The organism is Porphyromonas macacae DSM 20710 = JCM 13914, from assembly GCF_000379945.1.
Classification (GTDB): domain Bacteria; phylum Bacteroidota; class Bacteroidia; order Bacteroidales; family Porphyromonadaceae; genus Porphyromonas; species Porphyromonas macacae.
Genome location: NZ_KB904126.1, coordinates 25,646 through 44,676 on the forward strand (window position 1 = coordinate 25,646; position 19,031 = coordinate 44,676).

Genomic DNA, 19,031 nt, shown 5'->3' on the forward strand with positions numbered 1-19,031 from the left:
ATGGATAAACAAAAAATCAAGCCTCTCGATGAGGAACGGGAGAGTCGCAGCCTGCTCTCCAATGCAGTGGTCATACTGCATCTTGTTTTCGGCACATTGCCCCTATTGCTCGTGGTGTGGGCGGTGGACAGGCTGATGAGCGATACGCTCACTTCTACAATGATTTGGATTGTCGGGGCGGTGATGGTGCTGTTTGCCCTGTTTCGCGGCATGTTTTACGGAACTTCGATCTGGCGGGCGCACCGCTCAGCTTACAACGCCCTCACACGGTTGAGGTTGCGTATCGTGAGCCACTTGCAACGGCTACCGCTCGGCTTCTTTCAGGAGCGTAAGGTGGGCGACTTGGTGAACATTATCAACCACGATGTGGAACAAATTGAGATTTATTTGGCGCACGGACTGCCCGAAATCCTATCGGCAACGCTTTTCCCCACCTTGCTATGGGGAATTGTTATGGTATTGGATTGGCGGCTGGGACTGTCGCTCATCTCGCTGCTACCGTTGGCGTTTCTTTTGCAGATGGCAGTTAAAAGTCTGTGGGGTAAAAGTTTTCGCCATTTCATGGAAAGCACGAAAAAGATGTCGGAAGATCTCTTGGAATATGTGGCTACGATACCGGTCATCAAGGCATTCAGCCACGAGGAAACACGCACGGAACGAGTACTTGGCGGTATGCGCGATTATATTCACTGGGTAAAGCGAAGTATGTTCAGCGTTACCGTACCGATGACGCTCATCACGATGTTTTTAGAGGGCGGTATCGTGGTAATGACCCTTGTCGGGCTATGGCTGATGAGTTCGGGCGAACTGACCGTAGCACGTTTTATTCTCGCCCTGATATTGGGCGGACTGTTCTCATCTTCCTTTGCCAAACTGGCTACGTTCCAGCATTTCAGGATTGTCTATGGTCAATCGTTGGCGAAGGTTCAGTCGATTACCGAAGTACCTGCAAAGGATACGGCAGACAGGGATATGGATGCCATACAGACCGATGTCTGTTTCGAGCACGTGACATTTGCCTACCCGAATAAGAAAGGCAGTGCATTATCCGATGTCATTCTGCAATTTTCCAAGGGTAGCCATACGGCTATTGTGGGTGAATCGGGGTCAGGCAAAAGCACACTAGCAAGCCTGATGATGGGTTTCTGGCAACCGCAGTCGGGAACCGTTCGACTGGGCGGCGAGAACCTTGCGGAACTTTCCGAACACAATATTGCCGATTTCTTTTCTATGGCACAACAGGAGGTGTTCCTTTTCAACACAAGCATTCGGGACAATATCCGTATCGGCAAGCCCTCCGCCACGCAAGAAGAGGTGGAAACAGCGGCGCGAAGGGCACGCATACACGACTTTATCGTGGGACTGCCCAATGGTTACGATACCTTGGCAGGTGAAGCGGGCGTAAAATTCTCGGGCGGAGAGAAGCAGCGTATTTCCATTGCGCGTATGTTGCTCAAAGACTCACCGATTGTCATTCTTGACGAAGCTACCGCCGCACTGGACGGGGAGAACGAGAAGCTTATCCAAGAGGCTTTGGACGAATTGCAACGCAACAAGACCGTCATCACCATCGCTCACCGGCTCAACACCATTCAGGAGGTGGAACGCATTGTCGTGATGGACAAGGGGCAGGTCGTGGCGACAGGAACACACGGAGAACTGATGAACAACTGCCCTCTGTATCGTAATATGACGGAAACGCAGGAGCAGGTAAGCAAATGGCAATTAAAAGAAGAGGAGGTATGACAATGGTACGCAAAATATTGAATGAACTGACTGCCCGCGGAGTGCGACATCTGATTGTCTCCGCACTGTTTTTCGTAATTTATGCCCTCTGTGGCACGGCGATAATGCTCACTGTCTTGTTTTTTATCGACCGTCATATACAGGGAGAAAGCATCTCTTTAATTTCGGCAGCGTGGATACTCGGTGGTCTGCTGGTTTTGAAAACCATATCCAATGCCGTAGCCGATATGAGCAAGCACTTTGCCGGCTTCGACCTCGTGGAACGCATTCGCGAGAAAATCATCTTGAAACTGAAAATGTTCTCGCTCGGCTTCTACACCAATGAGCGTCTGGGCGAGATAAGCACCGTCATTCACAAAGACGTGGATAATATGGAAATGGTGGTGGGGCACCTTTGGACGCGGATGTCCGCCGATTTCATCGTGGCGCTGATACTTGGTATCGGATTGTTTTGTGTGGACTGGCGTATGGGGTTGGCGATGATCGCCATCCTTCCTATTGCCCTCTTCTCCTTGTATCGGGGCATCCGTTCGGGAATGAAAGCGCAACAGGAGGCACAAGACGGTTTGGCAGATATGGTCAGTCTCTTCGTGGAATATGTCAAGGGCATACCCGTGCTGAAAGTTTTCGGAGGAAAAGGAATGTTCCGTGACAGACTCGACCACTCTGTTAGTGAATTTGGAGAAAGCAGTAAGAATACTTCTCGTTTGGCAGCTGTGAGTGTGGGTAGATACACCTTTCTGATAGAATTGGCTTTCGCTCTGATGGCAACGCTCGGTCTTTGGTGGACTTGGCATGGTGAAACTTCCCTTTTTGTTTATCTGATGTTCATCATCGTATCCAAGGAGTTCTACAAACCTTTTGTCAATATGGAGAGCCACTGGCTGAACTACATCAAGGTAAAGGACAGTTACGGACGCATTTCTCGTTTGTTGGACGCTCCTGTTATCGTCAATCCCGACCAACCTAAAACGGCGGAACATTTTGACCTCTCGTTTGATGGTGTCGGTTTCCACTATGAAAAAGAGGGCTTTGAGATGAAAGACCTCACGTTCAACGTACCCGAACGGACGGTAACGGCCCTTGTCGGCTCGTCAGGTTCGGGCAAGACCACCATCACCAATCTACTGCTCCGCTTTTGGGAACCGCAGGCGGGCAGCATCCGTATCGGCGGAGTGGACATACGGGAAATGGACTACGATTATCTACTCGGCAAAATCAGTGTGGTAATGCAGAACATCATTCTTTTTTCCGATACGATTGCCAATAACATCAAAGTAGGCAATCGCAATGCCACACAGAAAGAAGTCGAGGAAGCCGCGCGACGGGCGATGATACACGACTTCATTGTCAGTCTGCCTGATGGTTACGAAACGAAAATTGGGGAGAACGGTTTGGGACTTTCGGGCGGACAGAAGCAACGCCTCTCCATCGCTCGCGCCTTCCTCAAAGACGCTCCCATCCTCCTGTTGGACGAAATAACAAGCAATGTCGATCCCGTCAATGAGTACAGGATACAGCAGGCGATGTCCGCCCTTATCCGAAACCGCACAGTCTTGGTCATTGCCCATCATTTGCAAACCATCCGTAATGCTAATCAGATCATCGTGATGGACAAGGGACGCCTTATAGAAAAAGGCACACACGCGGAACTTGCAGTAAAAGACGGAATGTATTGCAAACTTCTGTCGATGCAGTAAGTTCGCTAAAGAAGGACAGGCTATTGGAAATCTTTTCCGCGGCCTGTCCTCTCTTAGGTTACACCAATCTTTTAGCAAGATCCGAAACCCACGGTATAGCAGATTATCATGGGAGATGTAGAAACTTTCTTTTCTGAAAGTCTGTCGATTATCCACTTGCGTAAAGTCTTTGCCTGTGGCGTGGCTATACGAAACGACAGCATCGTTATCATTTCCATACTATACAAATCAATAAATCCTTGTTCAGATTGGATTGTTCTCATTGCTTCCGTCCCCATCAAAAGCCTTTCTTTGAATATCGTTTTGATTTGTGCATTCACCTTGCCGGAGAAAGCTCCGAGCAGGTCGGCTATCTCACAAGCCGACATCCAAACAGAAGTTGATGGGATATGCACATTTCCCTTCTCATCTATGGTTATAATTTCTTTTTTCATCGTTATTTAGTATTCATTGTTCTTTCGCCTTTCCATCAGCCTGTCCATATCTTCTGAGATCTTCTTCTCCGAAAGCTTCGCATAATTCTGCGTGCTGCTAATGGAAGCATGCCCCATCATCTTGGCAATGCTTTCCGTACATATACCTTCCGAAATCAAGAACGATCCGAAGCTATGCCTTGCTTGATGGTAGGACAGGTTTTCCTTGCGTCCGATGATGACACCCACTTCATGTATCTCAAACCACATCATATCCCTGCTTGGCAAAGGGAAGACGGGTTGCGTATCATCTGTCGTGTTGTATAGATTGATAATCTGCTCGGCTATCGGATGCAGGGGAATGAATGACTCTACTTTCGTCTTCCTGCGGTTAATCCGTATATAACGTCGTCCCTCGGCCGTCTTTCCCATGTGGTGCGGATAAAGCAATTGTGTATCAACATAGGCAAGCCCCGTAAAACAGGAGAAGATGAAAGTCCGTCGAGCCAGTTCTTTCAACGGGTCGTTCTGTGGCAATTTAAGTTCCAATAACTGTTTCAGTTCCGCTTTGCTGATGTGCATACGCTTGGCAGGTGGCTTTTTCTCATATTCGACTTCTTCCAATGGATTGGCTCTGATAATCTCATGGTCGACGGCAAGGTAAACCAATCGGTTCAGCCAACAAAGGCAATGGTTGGTCTGCGATGCTCCGAAGTTTTTGTATCGTTTCAGATAAACCTTGTATTCCCGTCCGAACTCCTCGGTGATGTCCGAGAAAGCAATGTCGCTCATGCCTTTTGACTCCAAAAACTCTCGAATATAACTTTGGTAATATCTTGAACTTCTGTATGTGGAGTTTGAGCCTATTTCCTTGGCTCTTACTGCAAGACGTTCTCGCTCCCTTTCTCCCATCCGGAGTAAATGAATGGGGACTACGACATGTCCCGCAATTTCGTTTTTCAGTAGCTCTGCACTGACAACACCGTATCTCTTGAGCAGATCCTCATAAAGTCGTTCCGCATTACTGCGGAATTTCTTCAGACGATTGTTTGTCCGAGCATCTGAGGTCTCTGCATTTTTGGCGTTCCATTGTTGGGGTTTGCAGGAGATGCCCGTGGTGATGACGGTGTTCTTTCCGTCAATGGAAATTCGGCAAAGGACCGAAGTTGTACCATCCACACGTACCTTGTTGCGATTGATATAGAATAGTAAAGAAAATGTGCTACGCATAATTCGTTTGTTATTATGGGGTGTTTATAATATGAGTTTTAAATCCTTTGTCGCTTCGATATATTTGTCCATATCCTCGAAGAGTTTCTTTGGGGTAACCTTCGCGTATCTCTGAGTAGTTTGCAGGTTCGAATGTCCCAGCATCTTGCAGATGGTTTCTATGGGCACTCCTGCTTCCAGAGTAATCAACGAAGCGAAGGAATGCCTTCCGACGTGGTAGGTCAGGTCTTCCTTGATGTCGGCGAGAACCGCAAGGCATTTCATCAGGCGACGGAGATTGGGGTGATACAGCATTGGAAAGAGTGTCAGACGGGTATCGTCGTTGTATTTCTCTATCAATTCAAGGGCTTCGGGCAGGAGCTTGACACAGGCTTGAAGTTCGTTTTTCTTGCGACGGTATTTAAGCCATAGACTTCCTTCATCATCCGTGAAGAGATTGTCCCGTGTAACCGATACCGCATCAGCATAGGAAGTTCCCGTATAGCAGGCAAAGAGGAAGAGGTCTCTTGCCAAAATATGGGAGGTACGGTGTTCGGGAATGACCAAGTCACGGATTTTCTCAAAGGATTCCCGACTTAGGGCTTTCGGTATCTTTTCTTCTTGCTTGGGGAGACTGAAATGAGCGAAAAAGCATTTATCGGCATACCCTTCTTTATAGGCTCTACGGCATACTTTCTTGATGATGGCAAGGTAGTGTCGGCTGGTCTCTATGGCAAGTCCTTTATCGTCAACAACAAAAGACTGATAGTCGTGAATAAACTGTTCGGTCAGCTGACCGAAGGCAATGTCCTTGGAGTGGAATTTCTTTTGAACGAACTCCGCCAAGGTTCTTCGGGTGTAGAAATAGGCGGGGTATGTTCCTTTTGCCCGGTCTATCCCGATACGTTTACGGAGTTCCTCGCAGACGATGTCCGTCATTGCCAGCAAGGTCATCTGTGTTTCGAGGCTTCCTTGAAACAAATTCTTGACCTCTTCTGCATCAAAATCCATCTTGCGTTCCACCAAGGTGTCAAATGCAGCATGAATGGAAAGCAACAACTTGTCCAATTTGGCATTGACCTCTACGGCTTCATTGCTTTTGCCGTTCAATCGACTCTCACGGGGATTCCATAAGTCAGGAGTACAGGAGAGTTTGCAACTGAACTGCACCATCGAACGATTGACGGTAATGCGTCCCATAATCGGGGCTTTGCCCGACTTGTTGGGTCTGCTCTTTTTCAGGTAGAGCAACACCTTGAATTTCTCTATCTTCATACGCTTTAACTTTATGGGCAAAATTACCCGTTATCAAAGCATTCTCTGATACGCAAAACATTGATAAACAGACAGGAAGAAACCGAATGAGAAAAAATCTTCCAATAATCGTTACCTCAGTTTGTTCGGGAAACAACAGGATAACGGTTTGGTAACTGAAAGGTCTCAATATCCCATACTGTTTTGCCTATCCCTATCTGTCGCAGAATATAGAAAAACAACTAATTCACAACCAGTTACCATTTTTCCACCTATGTTCCTCTTACGCCTGCTTAGGCTTGTATTTGCCATGGACTCAGACATACATTTGCGACCCGATGCATAGAATGTCTATGTGACTATAAAACTGTCAGTACAATCCTCGGACATTCCAATGTTTCAACGACACTCAATCTGTATGTACACCCAAACTTGCAGCAAAAGAAACGTTGCATTGAGAAGATGAATCGGCTTCTTGAGTTAAAATAGCAAATGACCTCAACAATAAGTCGTGACAACCCACAAGCATTTCTTGTAAGTTGAAATGAGATTGAACTCATAAGAAATCCTTATTAGTTCAGAGAAGGAGTTTTACTCATGGAGGATAGCCCTAAACAAAAAATCTCCACCGAAGATTGTCATCTTGGGTGGAGATTTTTATTGCTCTTGAGTTTTTGGGTGTAAACAAGGGTGTAAATCGCATAACCTGCTGATTTACACCCTTATTTGCGGAGAGAGAGGGATTCGAACCCCCGGTACCTCTCGGTACGGCGGTTTTCAAGACCGCTGTAATCGACCACTCTACCATCTCTCCTGAATCGACTTTCGTCGACGGACATCCTTAAAGGTTTGCCCTTTGCTTTTTTGCTCTGCAAAGATAATGGTTTCTTTTATAACGACAAATTTTTCAAAGCCTTATTTCTTTTTGCTCATTCCGACATCGACCTGATACCTCCTTATTCCACAGACAACAATAAAGAGTAAACCTATCACATACCAACACTCGATACCAATAGCCGTACATGGAAAATAAACACGGAAATCCCATAATCGTGATTGCCGAAAATTCTCTGCCTGATGGTTGAAAATTCTTAGCGCTACGGATTTTCAACGAAGTTAACTTGGATTTTTTTTCTTTGCCTGAAGAATTTTCAACCATCAAGCAGAGATTTTTTCAGTACACGTCATGTTGAAAAAAGCTATAACAGAGCTAAAAGCCTTTCGATGGCTTTATGGTAATACCGGTTCTCCAAAATTTCTTTCCCCTACCTCATCTCATCTTTTTCTTTCAGTTCGATAAACCTACCCTCTTCAAAAAAATATTTACACTTACCTCTGTAGAAAAAGTCCGACTCTTCTTTTTGAAAGAGAAAAATTGCGAAGCAGAACGAAAGAAGGGTAATATCTCATCTGCATACCATATTTTTATAATACAAACCATAAAATCGAAATTCATACCATTCGATAAAATAGACAAGCGCTCATCGCCGAATTATGCTATTCGAACTACGAACCACCTTTACACCGACAACCACCCAACACTCTTTTAATCCCGACCGGCAAGTATCATAAAAAATAGTATTACTTTTATTCTTAATAAAGAAAAGGAGAGACTTTCGCACAAGTCGAATATCTTTGAAAATCCTTTTTTGTCTAATGCAATTGTTGTTTTACAAATACATTTTGTTGTAAAAACATCAAAGACGATATTGCCCTCCGCTACATGAATTTCGAACGATTTATCGCATTAAGAATATCCAAGAAAGAGAAAGATGCCAATAAGGCTAACACCCGCCCCATGGTCAGGCTGACCATTATCGGCATAGCCATCAGCCTGAGCGTTATGCTCTTATCGGTGAGCATTATGCGGGGATTCAAGAAAGAGGTACGGAAACATGCCTATAACCTATCGGGGCAAATAACCATCTATCCATACGGAACGGAACCGGGAAATACGACGCAATTCATAAAGGCAGGCAAAGACTTTCTACACGCAATTAACAATGTGGACGGTGTCAGTCGAGTTTCCCCAGCCGTACGCCAAGTGGGAGTCATCAAAACGGACAGTGCCTATAACAGCACATTACTTCTGGGCATAGACTCGACTTTCGATACCCGTTTCTATGAAAAAAATCTCCGTAGCGGTAACATCGACGAGCTTTTTACCTCTTTGGAAGGAACAAACCCTCTTTTATTGCCGAAGGTTACAGCCGAAAAACTAAAACTAAAAACCGGAGAAAAAATAAGGATATACTTTATCGGAGAGAATATAAAAGTTCGCTCGTTCACCATCGTCGGGATATACGAGTCGGGCACAAAAGCAGATCAATCTACAGCTTTATGTCCCATCACGACGCTCCAGAAAATAAATAACTGGCAGCCGGATAATTTTTCGCAATTGATGATCTGGGGAGAAACAGAAGCAGATAACAGGGAAATCAGCGATCGAATCGTGACATCGTTACAGAGCAATCAGCAACTGTTGGGCTCCCAAAGATTAGGCATCAATACTGCAGAAGAAATATATCCTGTCATATTCGGCTGGCTAAATATGCTGGACGGCAATGTGGCTCTTCTAATGGCCCTGATGGTTCTGGTGGCCGGGTTTACCATGATCACAGGATTGATAATTCTTTTATTGGACAATACGATTCTTATCGGCACACTGAAAGCACTGGGATCCACAAACAAATCGATACGAAAGGTTTTTCAAAATCTTTCGGCCATCCTGATTATAAAAGGACTATTCTGGGGCAATGCAACCGCTTTGGTCATTTGCTTTTTGCAGTCGTATTTCAATATTGTAAAGTTAAACCCCGAAGCCTATCTGATGGATGTCGTTCCGATTTCCATCAATATTTTTCAGTGGATAGCAATTAATCTCGGAGCGCTTTTTCTAATCTTACTAATGACGTGGGGGCCAACAAGGATTATTTCTCGAATCAACCCATCGGAAACAATGAGATTTGAATAAATTTCACTATATTTGATAACTATGTTAAAGAAAATCAAACATATATATCCCCTTGTTCTCTTATGGATTACAGCCGTACTCCTATTGTCCGGCTGTGCATCCGACACAGAAACAGAACCTGAAATCGGTAGAAACGGCATCGTGAATCCTTTTCTGAAGAACTGGGATTACAATATGGATTTCATCCTTAACTGGGAGGATTTAAGAGGCACGAAGCCCGCAGTCAACGATCAAAATACGGGTATATCTTTCAAAACGAACAATCTGGATTTTCCTCTGATTACCTATAACTTTTTTGAAGATACGGGTAAAATCAATCTGGCATACATCGAAACTTTATACGAGGAAAATATCTATCGGGATCATCTGGAGCCTCAAATGATCCGGAACAAATTCAAGCTGATAACGGCAAGAGAATTGCCGATAGAAATCAAACAAATCTATTCGGACCAGATCTATTATCGTAAAGATATGGATATTTATGCCTGGGTTGTAAAGAACAATGCGGTGGTGGATACTCGCGATGGAGCTTTTATTTACAAACATGCCATTTACTTTTCGTCGGGCAAACAACTGAAAGAGGAAGGGGAGCGCAAATACAAAACGATATCCGTAGGCGAAAGCATTAAAATAAATGCAAAACTGTCAACAGTAAAGATTTGGGGCACCTTCTTACAGCTCAACGGACAAACCAACAAAGCCGTTAATATCATAGCCGAACAAAACGGCAACAATGCCGTCGTAACGGGGATGAAGCCGGGACTGGCCATTGTCTACGCAGAGAACGACAATGCCAACGACTACTTCTATTTACAGGTTAAAGCTCGCTAAAAGCCGGTTATTCCTATTCATTTTCCAAACATCTTTTGCAAAAAGATATCAGTAATATATTCTGTATAAAAGAGAAAAAAGCCAATGCCTTTTCTACCGGTCGAAAACGACGCGACCAAAACCTGTCCTATCGACATTCTCGAAATACCCTCAATACGATAAATAGTGGTAATTATATTAACTTTGCAGCATATTCACAGAGGATTGAGGGGTGCCGCTGACCATGAATAGCGGCTGAGATTAAACCCTTGGCACCTGAACCGGGTTATACCGGCGTAGGAACGATTCCTAATCTCACACCGTTTTTCACGCTCCTTTCCAATACAGCCGGGCCGGCAGACGCTTTTCTTCTTTTGTGAGCGAATAACATTACTGACACCAAACAGAATATGAAGAAAAGTTACACACACATTGTCTCCTCCATACTTTTAACCGTTTTCGGCGGAATTTCTTTTGCTTCCGCACAGCAGGCAGCATCTTCAGACAGCATAAAACTCATTGAACTGGAAGGGGTTCAGGTAGTAGCCGTGAGGGCTGCAAAGCAAGCTCCTGTAACGAAAATAGAGTTGAACAAAAAACAGATAGCCGAAATCAATACGGGTGTGGATATACCCTACCTTCTCAGTCTTACTCCCGGTGTCATCGCAACCAGCGAAGCCGGTACGGGGGTCGGTTACACTTCATTGAGGCTGCGCGGTGCCGATGCCAGCCGCATCAATTTTACGATAAACGGCGTGCCTCTTTCGGATTCCGAAAGCCAACAGGTTTTTTGGGTGAATATGCCGGACTTTGCCAGTTCTCTGGAAAGCCTGCAGATACAGCGGGGTATAGGGACGTCATCCAACGGGGCAGGAGCTTTTGGCGGCACCATCAATATGCAAACCAACAATTTCGGATATAAAACGGGAGGAGAGTTCAACCTCGGCATCGGCTCATACTCGCACGTACGCAGCAACATTAAGTTCAGCTCGGGCAGGATAGCCGATCGTTTTGCAATCGATGCACGCCTCTCGACTCAGAAAAATGAAGGTTATATAGACCGTTCGGGAGTTTTCCTGAACAGTTATTACCTTCAGGCCGGATACTTTACAGGCAACAGCATGTTCAAATTCGTAACCTTCGGAGGAAAAGAGCGAACAGGTATTGCATGGAACGGTATCAGCCCTTCGGATATCGACAAATACGGCAGACGTTTCAATTCGGCCGGGCTGATGTATCGAGATGCAGATGGCACGCCTCATTACTATAGAAACACCGATAACTACAGTCAGCGTCACTATCAGCTGATCTTCACACATGGTTTCTCCTCTTCCCTGACCATGAACATTACGGGACACCTTACACGGGGTATCGGCCATACGGATGAATATCGAACGGGGCGTAAACTGCTGGAGTACAACCTGAAAAATTATACGGATGCAAACGGTAAAGAGGTGAAGAAAACAAGCCTTATCCGTGAAAAGTATCTGGATAACTACTTTTATGGCGCCATCGGCAACCTCAACTGGCAAACAAAGGGCTTTAAGTTGAATTTGGGTTTATCCGGCAACAGATATGACAACAAACACTACGGGAAGCTGACTTTCGTCAAAGATTATCCGCTACCGCTGACCTTGCCTTTTGAATACTACCGGAACGATGCCGACAAGACCGAAGCCTCGGCTTTTCTGAAAGCCGACTGGCTTATAGCAGGTAGTTTGGGCATGTACGGGGATGTACAATACCGTTATATACGCCAAACAATGGAAGGGCCTACAGACAGATACGACAGCAAGAACAAAAGGATGCAGATATTGGATTTTGATAAGACATTCAATTTCTTCAATCCCAAATTCGGACTTTACTTCGATATCAACAGGAATCATTCGCTGTACGCATCCATTGCCATGGCAAGCCGGGAACCGAACAGAAAAGCTTATACGGAAGCCGGCAATCTGCCGGAGCCCAAAAAAGAAAGCATGATAGATTATGAAGCAGGATACAAGATTCGTTACCGCAACTTCAATGCAGCCCTGAACTTCTACTATATGGACTATAAAGATCAGTTGGTGCTGGACGGCAGGCAAAGCGATGTGGGCGAGGCGTTGACGAGCAATGTGGATAAAAGCTACCGTACCGGAGCAGAACTTTCGATGACTTATGCACCATGCCGTTTTTTCCGGTGGGACGTTGCAGCAGCTTACAGCAAAAACAAGATTAAAGAGTACACACAGTATGCCGAAGTCTATGGTCCCGGCAAAGAAGACTATACGATAGATCGGCATGTTTACAAAGACACCGATATTTCCTTCTCCCCCTCTTTCGTTGCGACTAATGTTTTCACTTTCATGCTCAACGACCTGAGCCTGGCTTGGACCACACAGCACGTGGACAAGCAATATCTGGACAACACTCAAAGCAACGAACGTTCGATGCCTGCCTACACTGTACACAACGCACGCATTGCTTACGATTTCAAAGGGTTGGGACTTGAAAAAATGACTCTCGGCGTAGAAATAAGAAATGTATTGAATAAAGACTACTACAGCAATGCAGGTGCCGGGTTTGCATACAGTAAGGATACCGGCGGAAAACTCACCGAAAGCTCATGGAAATGGGTATATCCGCAGGCTCCCATCAATTTTATGGTCAACCTGAATGTGGTATTCTGAGCCTTATAAAAGGTTGAGATACCCACACGTTCCTTATACGGTACATCGCTACTTTACTTTTATGAAGAAATAAAACGAATGGACATCATCATAAATTTCATTGCCGCACACCCGATAGAGCTTCTGGCTGCTTTGGTCAACTTTATCTGGATTTATTTTGAATACAAAGCGTCCGTATGGCTGTGGCCTGTCGGCGTAATACTCCCGATATTTTACGCCTATCTTTCCTGGAATGCACACTTCATCGGCAATATTGTCATTAACGTTTATTACTTCGTTACGAGCCTCTGGGGATGGTACCTATGGCTGAGAAAAGGAAAAGCCGAAAGCGATGCCGAAGGAATCGGGAATATACCGGTAAAAACGCTTTCTATCTCTATCCTGACAGGAATACCGCTTACTGCGGGCATGTATTTTATGTTCCGCAACTACAGTTCGCTGCCTTGGGCAGACGGTTTGGCCACGGCGATAAGCTTCATAGGGATGATCTGGATGGCCAGAAAATACAGACAGCACTGGCTCTGCTGGATTATTGCCAACCTGATAAGTCCATTTGTTTTTCTCAGGGGCGGCGACTCCGTTTCGGCCACCGTATATTTCATCAATGCCATCGCTGCCATTGCCGGCTGGTTCAATTGGAGTCGGATGATGCGCAAACAGCAAAACCTTCAAACGGATCTTTCATAAACATATGTATCACCGAAGACTTAGTTTAGATACAGCTCCCGATTTCATTGTTATTGCCAACGGGGAGTTTCCTACGCTCGAATTATTGCATAAGATTCTGCAAAGAGCCTACGACAAAGGTACTGTGGTTTGCTGCGACGGTGCTGTACACAAAATACTGAAAGCCGGCTTCCCCATGCCTCACCTCATAGTCGGAGATCTGGATTCTCTGGCTCAGGAATGGAAGGATATGCACAGGGATATCTTAATTGAAATTAAGGAGCAGGACACGAACGATCTTTCCAAAACTTTCAGAGTGATAGCCGAACGATATTCTCCCGACAGGGTTTTGCTGCTGGGTGCAACAGGACTGAGGGAAGATCACATGATGGGGAACATCTCCCTGCTGCCGACATTACAGACTTTCCTCAGCGGTGAAACCAAAGAACTGATTACGGCATCGAACTACGGCTGTTTTTACGTACAATGCAAAGATATGCGCAATACCTACGAATCCCTTCCGGGACAGCAAATATCCCTGTTCGCAATGGCACCCGGAGTAAAATTCGACACCGAAGGATTACACTGGCCCTTAAATGAATCGACTTTAGAAGAGCTATGGATGGGTACGCTTAACAGAGCAGAAAACGACACGTTCGAAGTTACCGCAACCGAAGGCAATGCTTTGGTTTATATTGCCCATGAGGTAAGACAACCGAAGTAGACCGGCATCTCGGTCAACAGATAGAAAAGAGAAACTATCTTGCCGGGAAATGTAACTTATAATGATGCAGTTTAGACATAATAGAAGCCTGATCTGCACTAATCTGAGCACGAAGTTCATCCAGCGTATCGAACTTATGATCCGGACGCTCGAAGAAAACGAATTCAAGGGTAAGCTCCTTATCGTACAGATTTGCATTGATATTAAAAATATTCACTTCGATAGTTACATGAGAGCCGTTATCCAATGAGGGACGGCTACCAATATAAAGCATACCGTCATGGCAAGCATTGTCATACTTGATACGCACACCATATACCCCGTGGGGGGGCATTAGTTTGTGACGGCTATCTACATGAATATTAGCGGTGGGAAAACCTAAGGTACGCCCTACACGCATGCCACCCACAACTTTCCCGCTTAGTGTATAATGATAGCCCAACAAACTGTTTGCGTCTTGGATTTGAGCGCTGTTCAGCAACTTTCGTATCCGGCTGGAACTGATCGGTTCTGACTGCACATTCAACTGCGGGCCACGCCCCAATTCTATGCCCAAAGCATGGCCGATACGTTTATAATCATCGAAATCCTGCATGCGGTTGTGCCCGAAACGATGATCGTACCCGATCAGAAGATATTTAACGCCATAAACATCTGAAAGTATTTCCTCCATAAAACGCTGTGCATCCATGGAGGCCATCTCTTTATCAAAATGAAGTGTAATAACACGGATACCCATATCATCGAGCAGTCTCTGCTTCTCTGCCAGTGTCGTTAACAACAGATAAGGGCGTTTGGGAGCCACAACGGAGATCGGAGGAACATCAAATGTTATTACCGCAGGAGGTAACGAACGAACGGCCGACTCCTGCAAAAGTTTATTGATAAGCGAACGATGCCCCAGATGTACACCATCGAAAGTGCCTATCGTTGCTGCTATTTGATCCATACCGAAGGATTTTGTTTGGTACGCTCTTTCCAGATCTGGAAGTGAAGAATGGTTTCCCGGGTATTACTATCGGTGGCAATACGCCCTAACACCTGACCGGTTTTCACTTTCTGTCCCTTTGAAACCGAAACGCTAACCAAATTAGAATATACCGTCAGATAGTTTCCATGACGAACAATTACGGAATTATTAAATCCGTTAACCATAAATATACTGGTGACAACTCCGTTGAAAACACAATAGGCATTATGATCCGATACGACCCGGAGGTCGATACCTCCGCTGCTCGTACGTACACGGGAATGTCCCTGTACCGAATGTACCCCATACTGTCCTACCAAATCATAACGGCCGCGTACGGGAGAAGGTAGACGTCCTTTATTGGAGGCAAAGTTGGAACTCAAAGCCCGCTCCTCCGCATTCATGGCATAACCGCCTTTTACGGCAGCTTTACGTTCGGCTTTGGGGGCAACTTTGGCACCCCTTGCTTTAGCCTCTCTATCGAGGCGTTCCTGTTCTTCTCGTGCCTTTCGCTCTGCCTCTGCTATTTCAAAAGCGATCTGCTGTTCGATCTTACGATTCAGGGCCTCCACCTGAGACTTCTGTTTCCTCAGCTTCTGCTCCAATGTTTTTTGCTGTCCGGAAAGCTGCTTGACCTCTGCCGTACGGGTTTTCTGCTCTGCCTCCAATTTCTTTTTTTCAGATTCCCGTATAGCCAATAAATCGGCTTTATGTGAATGAGTGGTAGAAATTTCATTGCGATTTTTCTCTACCAACTGACGAGTATCTTTAAGCTCTGAAGCCGCTTGCCTGTGAGCACGGGCATACTGGTTGAGAAAAGCCTCACGTCTTACACCTTTATCAAAAGAACTTGCAGAAAAAATGAACAAAAGACGATCTAAAGAAGCACTTCTTTTTTGCATGGAAACAACAGATTTGGCATACTGCCGTTTACACGCATCCTCTCGTTTCAACAGAGAATCTCGCCGACGGGTAAGCGTATTCAGTGTTAACTGTAATTCCTGTACTTCGCCATCCAAAATCTTCACCATCTGCTGGCGTTGCACCACTAACTTCTTAACCAGCTTAAGTCTTTTCTCCTCATTGCTCTTATTCTTCCGGGTTTGCTTCAGTTCTTTATCCGTTTCATTAATCTGGCGTAAGACCTCTTTGCGTTGGCGTTCGAGCTGACGCACTTTGGCCGACTTGACCTGTGCCTGCAAAGTCAAAAAGGAAGAAATAAGAAAAAGCAGGATAAAGCACAGAAATTTTTTCACGACTACAGTTTTTTCTTAAAAAGTTCTTTCAATGTTTGAAGTGAAAGCTTCTCATAATTGCTTTTCACTTTGGGTAAAACCAAAGAGGTATCGACATTTTGCACCTGAGAGGGATCATTCATGTCTAAAGTCAAACGATATATTTTGTCCTTATCGGCCTGATTGGCTACAACAGTTTGCGACAAAGGGAAAAAAACCCCGGGAGCAATGGTTGTATATTTATTGTAGGTCCATCTAACTCCTGAAGGTTTCTGTTCCGCAGACTTGGCACTGACAGATGAGAGTCGACCATCGGTATTTATGGTGAAAAGATAGTCTATATCTCTTTTCCGATAACCCAACTCGGGCATGCCCGAATCATGAGAAAGGTTAAATAACCGCAGAGGATTGCCATCAGGAGAATCCGGAGTAAAAAGACGGCCGATGAATAAAGACTCCACGGCATGATAATCGACCTGTATGCCTGTCTCATTTGCAAATTCTTCGTAAGACAACTCGGCATAATATTTATGTATGGCATCCGTAACAACAACTTTCTCGGGAGTAAACCAAATCCGACCAAGCTCTACAAAGGGCAACGGTACAAAAACGATACGTATCCCCTGCCCTTTCACAATCGTGATATTCGCACGGGAAGAATGGCTCTTACCTCCCAAATCCACTTTTGCATTGGCAGATGCCTGCATACTATGAAAAGCATCCTGTTTCTGCAACATACCTATAAGTTCGCTCTTATTCATTCGATTAACGAACGAAGCCTCCGGAGATATCGTTGCAACTTCACGCCTCGTGCCGCAACCAAACATAAATAAGAGGCATAGCAGGCACAGAGGGAATATGTTTGAAAAAAGGCTTATTCTGTTTTTATTCACTTTTCGAAATATTTCTTTTCCTTGATTTTTTTATCCAGCAAAGGTGTTTCACCGTCTCGTCTTTCTTTGGCTTTCTTCCAATAAGTTACGGCATCTTCCACCTTATCTAATTTGTAATAACAATCGCCTAAATGTTCAAGAATATCCGCATCCGGTTCTTCTTCGCTTTTATCTACAGCTTTTTGCAGATATAACTTCGCAAGTGAATAATTTCCCCGGCAAAAGAAGACCCAACCGTATGTATCTAAAAAAATCGGATTTTCAGGTTCTATTCTGACCGTCGTTGCAGCCATCCTCTCGGCCTTACTCAAATCCGCCCCTTTCATTTTGGTGAGTTCATAAGCATAGTTATTCAGAACCGCTACATTCTCCGGGTTAAACTCCAAGGCTTTTTCGTAGTATCCAAACTGTTCTGTGTGTTGCCCCATTTCACCGGAAATATCACCCAGCTGACCATAGATGTCAGACAAACCGGCAGAACCGGAATCGCCCAAAGTCTCCACACCTTTCAACAAAAACTGCTGCGCTTCCTTATACTTCTTTTGAGCTATATATGCTCCGGAACCGTATAAATAATAAAGCGAATGATCGGGTATATGCTGCAAAGCCTGTTCCGAAAGTTTGACAACACGTTCATAATCCTGATTTTGCAAAGCATTCTGAAGCAAAAAGTCCCATGCAAGATTATGTGTCGGATTGAGATAAGTCACTTTCTCCATTATCCGAACAGCTTCGGCGTTATTTCCCTGCATAGCCAGCACCTGAGAATAGGCAAAAGGGATGGAATACTCTTCGGGATACAGCTGCATAAACTCCTCGAACAGTATATTGTACTCTTTCTTAGGCTTATGTTCCTTATCCTTATCCTGCCCCAGAAATCGCATCAACAAAAGAACTTTCTGATTGACCTCGATGTCATTATCGCCCAAAATCATGCGCATTTTATTGAATGCTTCCCGGGACATATTGTTCTTTAGATAATACTGAGTCAATACCAAATAGTATTGACTTCCGGTTTCTCCTTTTTCCGTCAAAAGGTCGAGTATTTCTTTGGCTTCTGCCAATTTATTCCTTTCAAGATATACTTGAGCCAAACGAATAGCAAAATCCGGTATATCCGGATACTTTCCCATCATGGCTTTATATTCGCGGACAATTGCTGCTTCATCATCCGTCATCTGATAAAGTTGCACTTTAATATCCGTAAACTTTAGATCTTCCATCGGAGTGGTAGCTGTTACCTCCTGTAAACGGTCATAAGCCTTTATAGCCCCTTCTATGTCACCACTTCTACGATACAGGTCGGCCAATTTCAGAGTAAGCACCTCCTGATTGGGGTACAAACGAACCAGTTTCTTATAAATATCAATGGCTTCGGCGTAATTATTACGAGCCATATACATTGTGGCCAAACCTTCGGCATAAACCTGATTGGACGGTTCTGTCCGGTAAGCACTCTTCAAGAGTTCGGTTGCTTTCTCTTCGTTATCCAATGCATAATATAACCGTGAAAGCTGGAATTGAAGAGCGGCATTGGTCGAATCTATCCGGTAACAATAGTTAAGCAAATCGAAGGCTTCGGCATAATGAGCAAGATTGCTTTCAAGAACTCCCTGATAGAAATAAGTACTGAACTTATCGATATTTTGCCGGTCTGCCGGTTTTGTCTGGGAATATCCATAAAAGACACTTGCAAACAGCACAAAAAAGGTATAAATGAAAAAACGTTTTGTTTTCTGCATATTCAATCATGCGTGGTGTCAAA

The 19,031-nt window shown here is 44.8% G+C and carries 14 protein-coding genes, 1 tRNA gene, 1 pseudogene and 1 riboswitch; of the genes and pseudogenes, 8 read left to right on the forward strand and 8 right to left on the reverse strand.

Annotation, left to right across the window (positions count from 1 at the left end):
- A complete protein-coding gene (locus A3GI_RS0103795; RefSeq protein ID WP_018360153.1) occupies positions 1 to 1,746 on the forward strand; it encodes an ABC transporter ATP-binding protein in 1,746 nt (581 codons plus the stop codon).
- Between the two features lie 2 nt (positions 1,747 to 1,748).
- Positions 1,749 to 3,446, forward strand: a complete 1,698-nt coding sequence (locus A3GI_RS0103800; protein WP_026215917.1) for an ABC transporter ATP-binding protein — start codon at positions 1,749 to 1,751, stop codon at positions 3,444 to 3,446.
- A gap of 71 nt (positions 3,447 to 3,517) precedes the next feature.
- On the opposite strand, the gene A3GI_RS0103805 is transcribed toward A3GI_RS0103800, so the two are convergent.
- Genes A3GI_RS0103805 through A3GI_RS0103815 form a run of 3 tightly spaced genes read right to left on the reverse strand, consistent with a single transcriptional unit; the run spans position 3,518 to position 6,343 of the window.
- A complete protein-coding gene (locus A3GI_RS0103805) occupies positions 3,518 to 3,880 on the reverse strand; it encodes a hypothetical protein (RefSeq protein ID WP_018360155.1) in 363 nt (120 codons plus the stop codon).
- Between the two features lie 6 nt (positions 3,881 to 3,886).
- Positions 3,887 to 5,089: a site-specific integrase gene (locus A3GI_RS0103810; RefSeq protein ID WP_018360156.1), complete on the reverse strand. Its 1,203-nt coding sequence runs from the start codon at positions 5,087 to 5,089 to the stop codon at positions 3,887 to 3,889.
- Between the two features lie 24 nt (positions 5,090 to 5,113).
- Positions 5,114 to 6,343 carry a site-specific integrase gene (locus A3GI_RS0103815; protein ID WP_018360157.1) on the reverse strand — a complete coding sequence of 410 codons (1,230 nt, stop codon included), beginning with the start codon at positions 6,341 to 6,343 and terminating at the stop codon, positions 5,114 to 5,116.
- 288 nt (positions 6,344 to 6,631) lie between these two features.
- Between A3GI_RS0103815 and A3GI_RS11385 the strand changes: the two are divergent.
- Positions 6,632 to 6,811 (forward strand): annotated as a pseudogene (locus A3GI_RS11385) (tyrosine-type recombinase/integrase); the annotation flags it as partial.
- 240 nt (positions 6,812 to 7,051) lie between these two features.
- Here A3GI_RS11385 and A3GI_RS0103820 read toward each other — a convergent pair.
- Positions 7,052 to 7,136, reverse strand: a tRNA-Ser gene (locus A3GI_RS0103820).
- Between the two features lie 909 nt (positions 7,137 to 8,045).
- Here A3GI_RS0103820 and A3GI_RS0103835 point away from each other — a divergent pair.
- The 5 genes from A3GI_RS0103835 (at position 8,046) to A3GI_RS0103855 (ending at position 14,168) form a co-directional block, all read left to right on the forward strand.
- A complete protein-coding gene (locus tag A3GI_RS0103835; protein WP_018360159.1) occupies positions 8,046 to 9,296 on the forward strand; it encodes an ABC transporter permease in 1,251 nt (416 codons plus the stop codon).
- A 21-nt stretch (positions 9,297 to 9,317) separates the two neighbouring features.
- Positions 9,318 to 10,127, forward strand: coding sequence for a hypothetical protein (locus tag A3GI_RS0103840; RefSeq protein WP_018360160.1), 810 nt, complete (start codon positions 9,318 to 9,320; stop codon positions 10,125 to 10,127).
- Positions 10,128 to 10,324: 197 nt separating this feature from the next.
- Positions 10,325 to 10,426: riboswitch (TPP riboswitch) on the forward strand.
- A 90-nt stretch (positions 10,427 to 10,516) separates the two neighbouring features.
- Positions 10,517 to 12,778 carry a TonB-dependent receptor gene (locus A3GI_RS0103845; protein WP_018360161.1) on the forward strand — a complete coding sequence of 754 codons (2,262 nt, stop codon included), beginning with the start codon at positions 10,517 to 10,519 and terminating at the stop codon, positions 12,776 to 12,778.
- Positions 12,779 to 12,856: 78 nt separating this feature from the next.
- Complete coding sequence (gene pnuC / locus A3GI_RS0103850) at positions 12,857 to 13,465, forward strand: nicotinamide riboside transporter PnuC (protein WP_018360162.1); 609 nt, start codon at positions 12,857 to 12,859, stop codon at positions 13,463 to 13,465.
- A 4-nt stretch (positions 13,466 to 13,469) separates the two neighbouring features.
- Positions 13,470 to 14,168, forward strand: a complete 699-nt coding sequence (locus A3GI_RS0103855) for a thiamine diphosphokinase (RefSeq protein ID WP_018360163.1) — start codon at positions 13,470 to 13,472, stop codon at positions 14,166 to 14,168.
- A gap of 34 nt (positions 14,169 to 14,202) precedes the next feature.
- On the opposite strand, the gene ribF is transcribed toward A3GI_RS0103855, so the two are convergent.
- From ribF to A3GI_RS0103875, 4 genes are all read right to left on the reverse strand, one after another.
- The gene (gene ribF, locus A3GI_RS0103860; protein ID WP_018360164.1) at positions 14,203 to 15,117 is read right to left on the reverse strand and encodes a riboflavin biosynthesis protein RibF; all 915 of its coding nucleotides are present in this window, start codon (positions 15,115 to 15,117) and stop codon (positions 14,203 to 14,205) included.
- Entirely contained in the window at positions 15,105 to 16,394 is a 1,290-nt protein-coding gene (locus A3GI_RS0103865; RefSeq protein WP_018360165.1) for a murein hydrolase activator EnvC family protein, read from the reverse strand. The genes ribF and A3GI_RS0103865 overlap by 13 nt, the downstream gene beginning before the upstream one ends.
- Positions 16,395 to 16,396: 2 nt before the next feature.
- Positions 16,397 to 17,134 carry a DUF4292 domain-containing protein gene (locus A3GI_RS0103870; RefSeq protein ID WP_169333226.1) on the reverse strand — a complete coding sequence of 246 codons (738 nt, stop codon included), beginning with the start codon at positions 17,132 to 17,134 and terminating at the stop codon, positions 16,397 to 16,399.
- Positions 17,135 to 17,262: 128 nt separating this feature from the next.
- Positions 17,263 to 19,008: a tetratricopeptide repeat protein gene (locus A3GI_RS0103875; RefSeq protein WP_018360167.1), complete on the reverse strand. Its 1,746-nt coding sequence runs from the start codon at positions 19,006 to 19,008 to the stop codon at positions 17,263 to 17,265.
- Positions 19,009 to 19,031 lie beyond the last annotated feature (23 nt).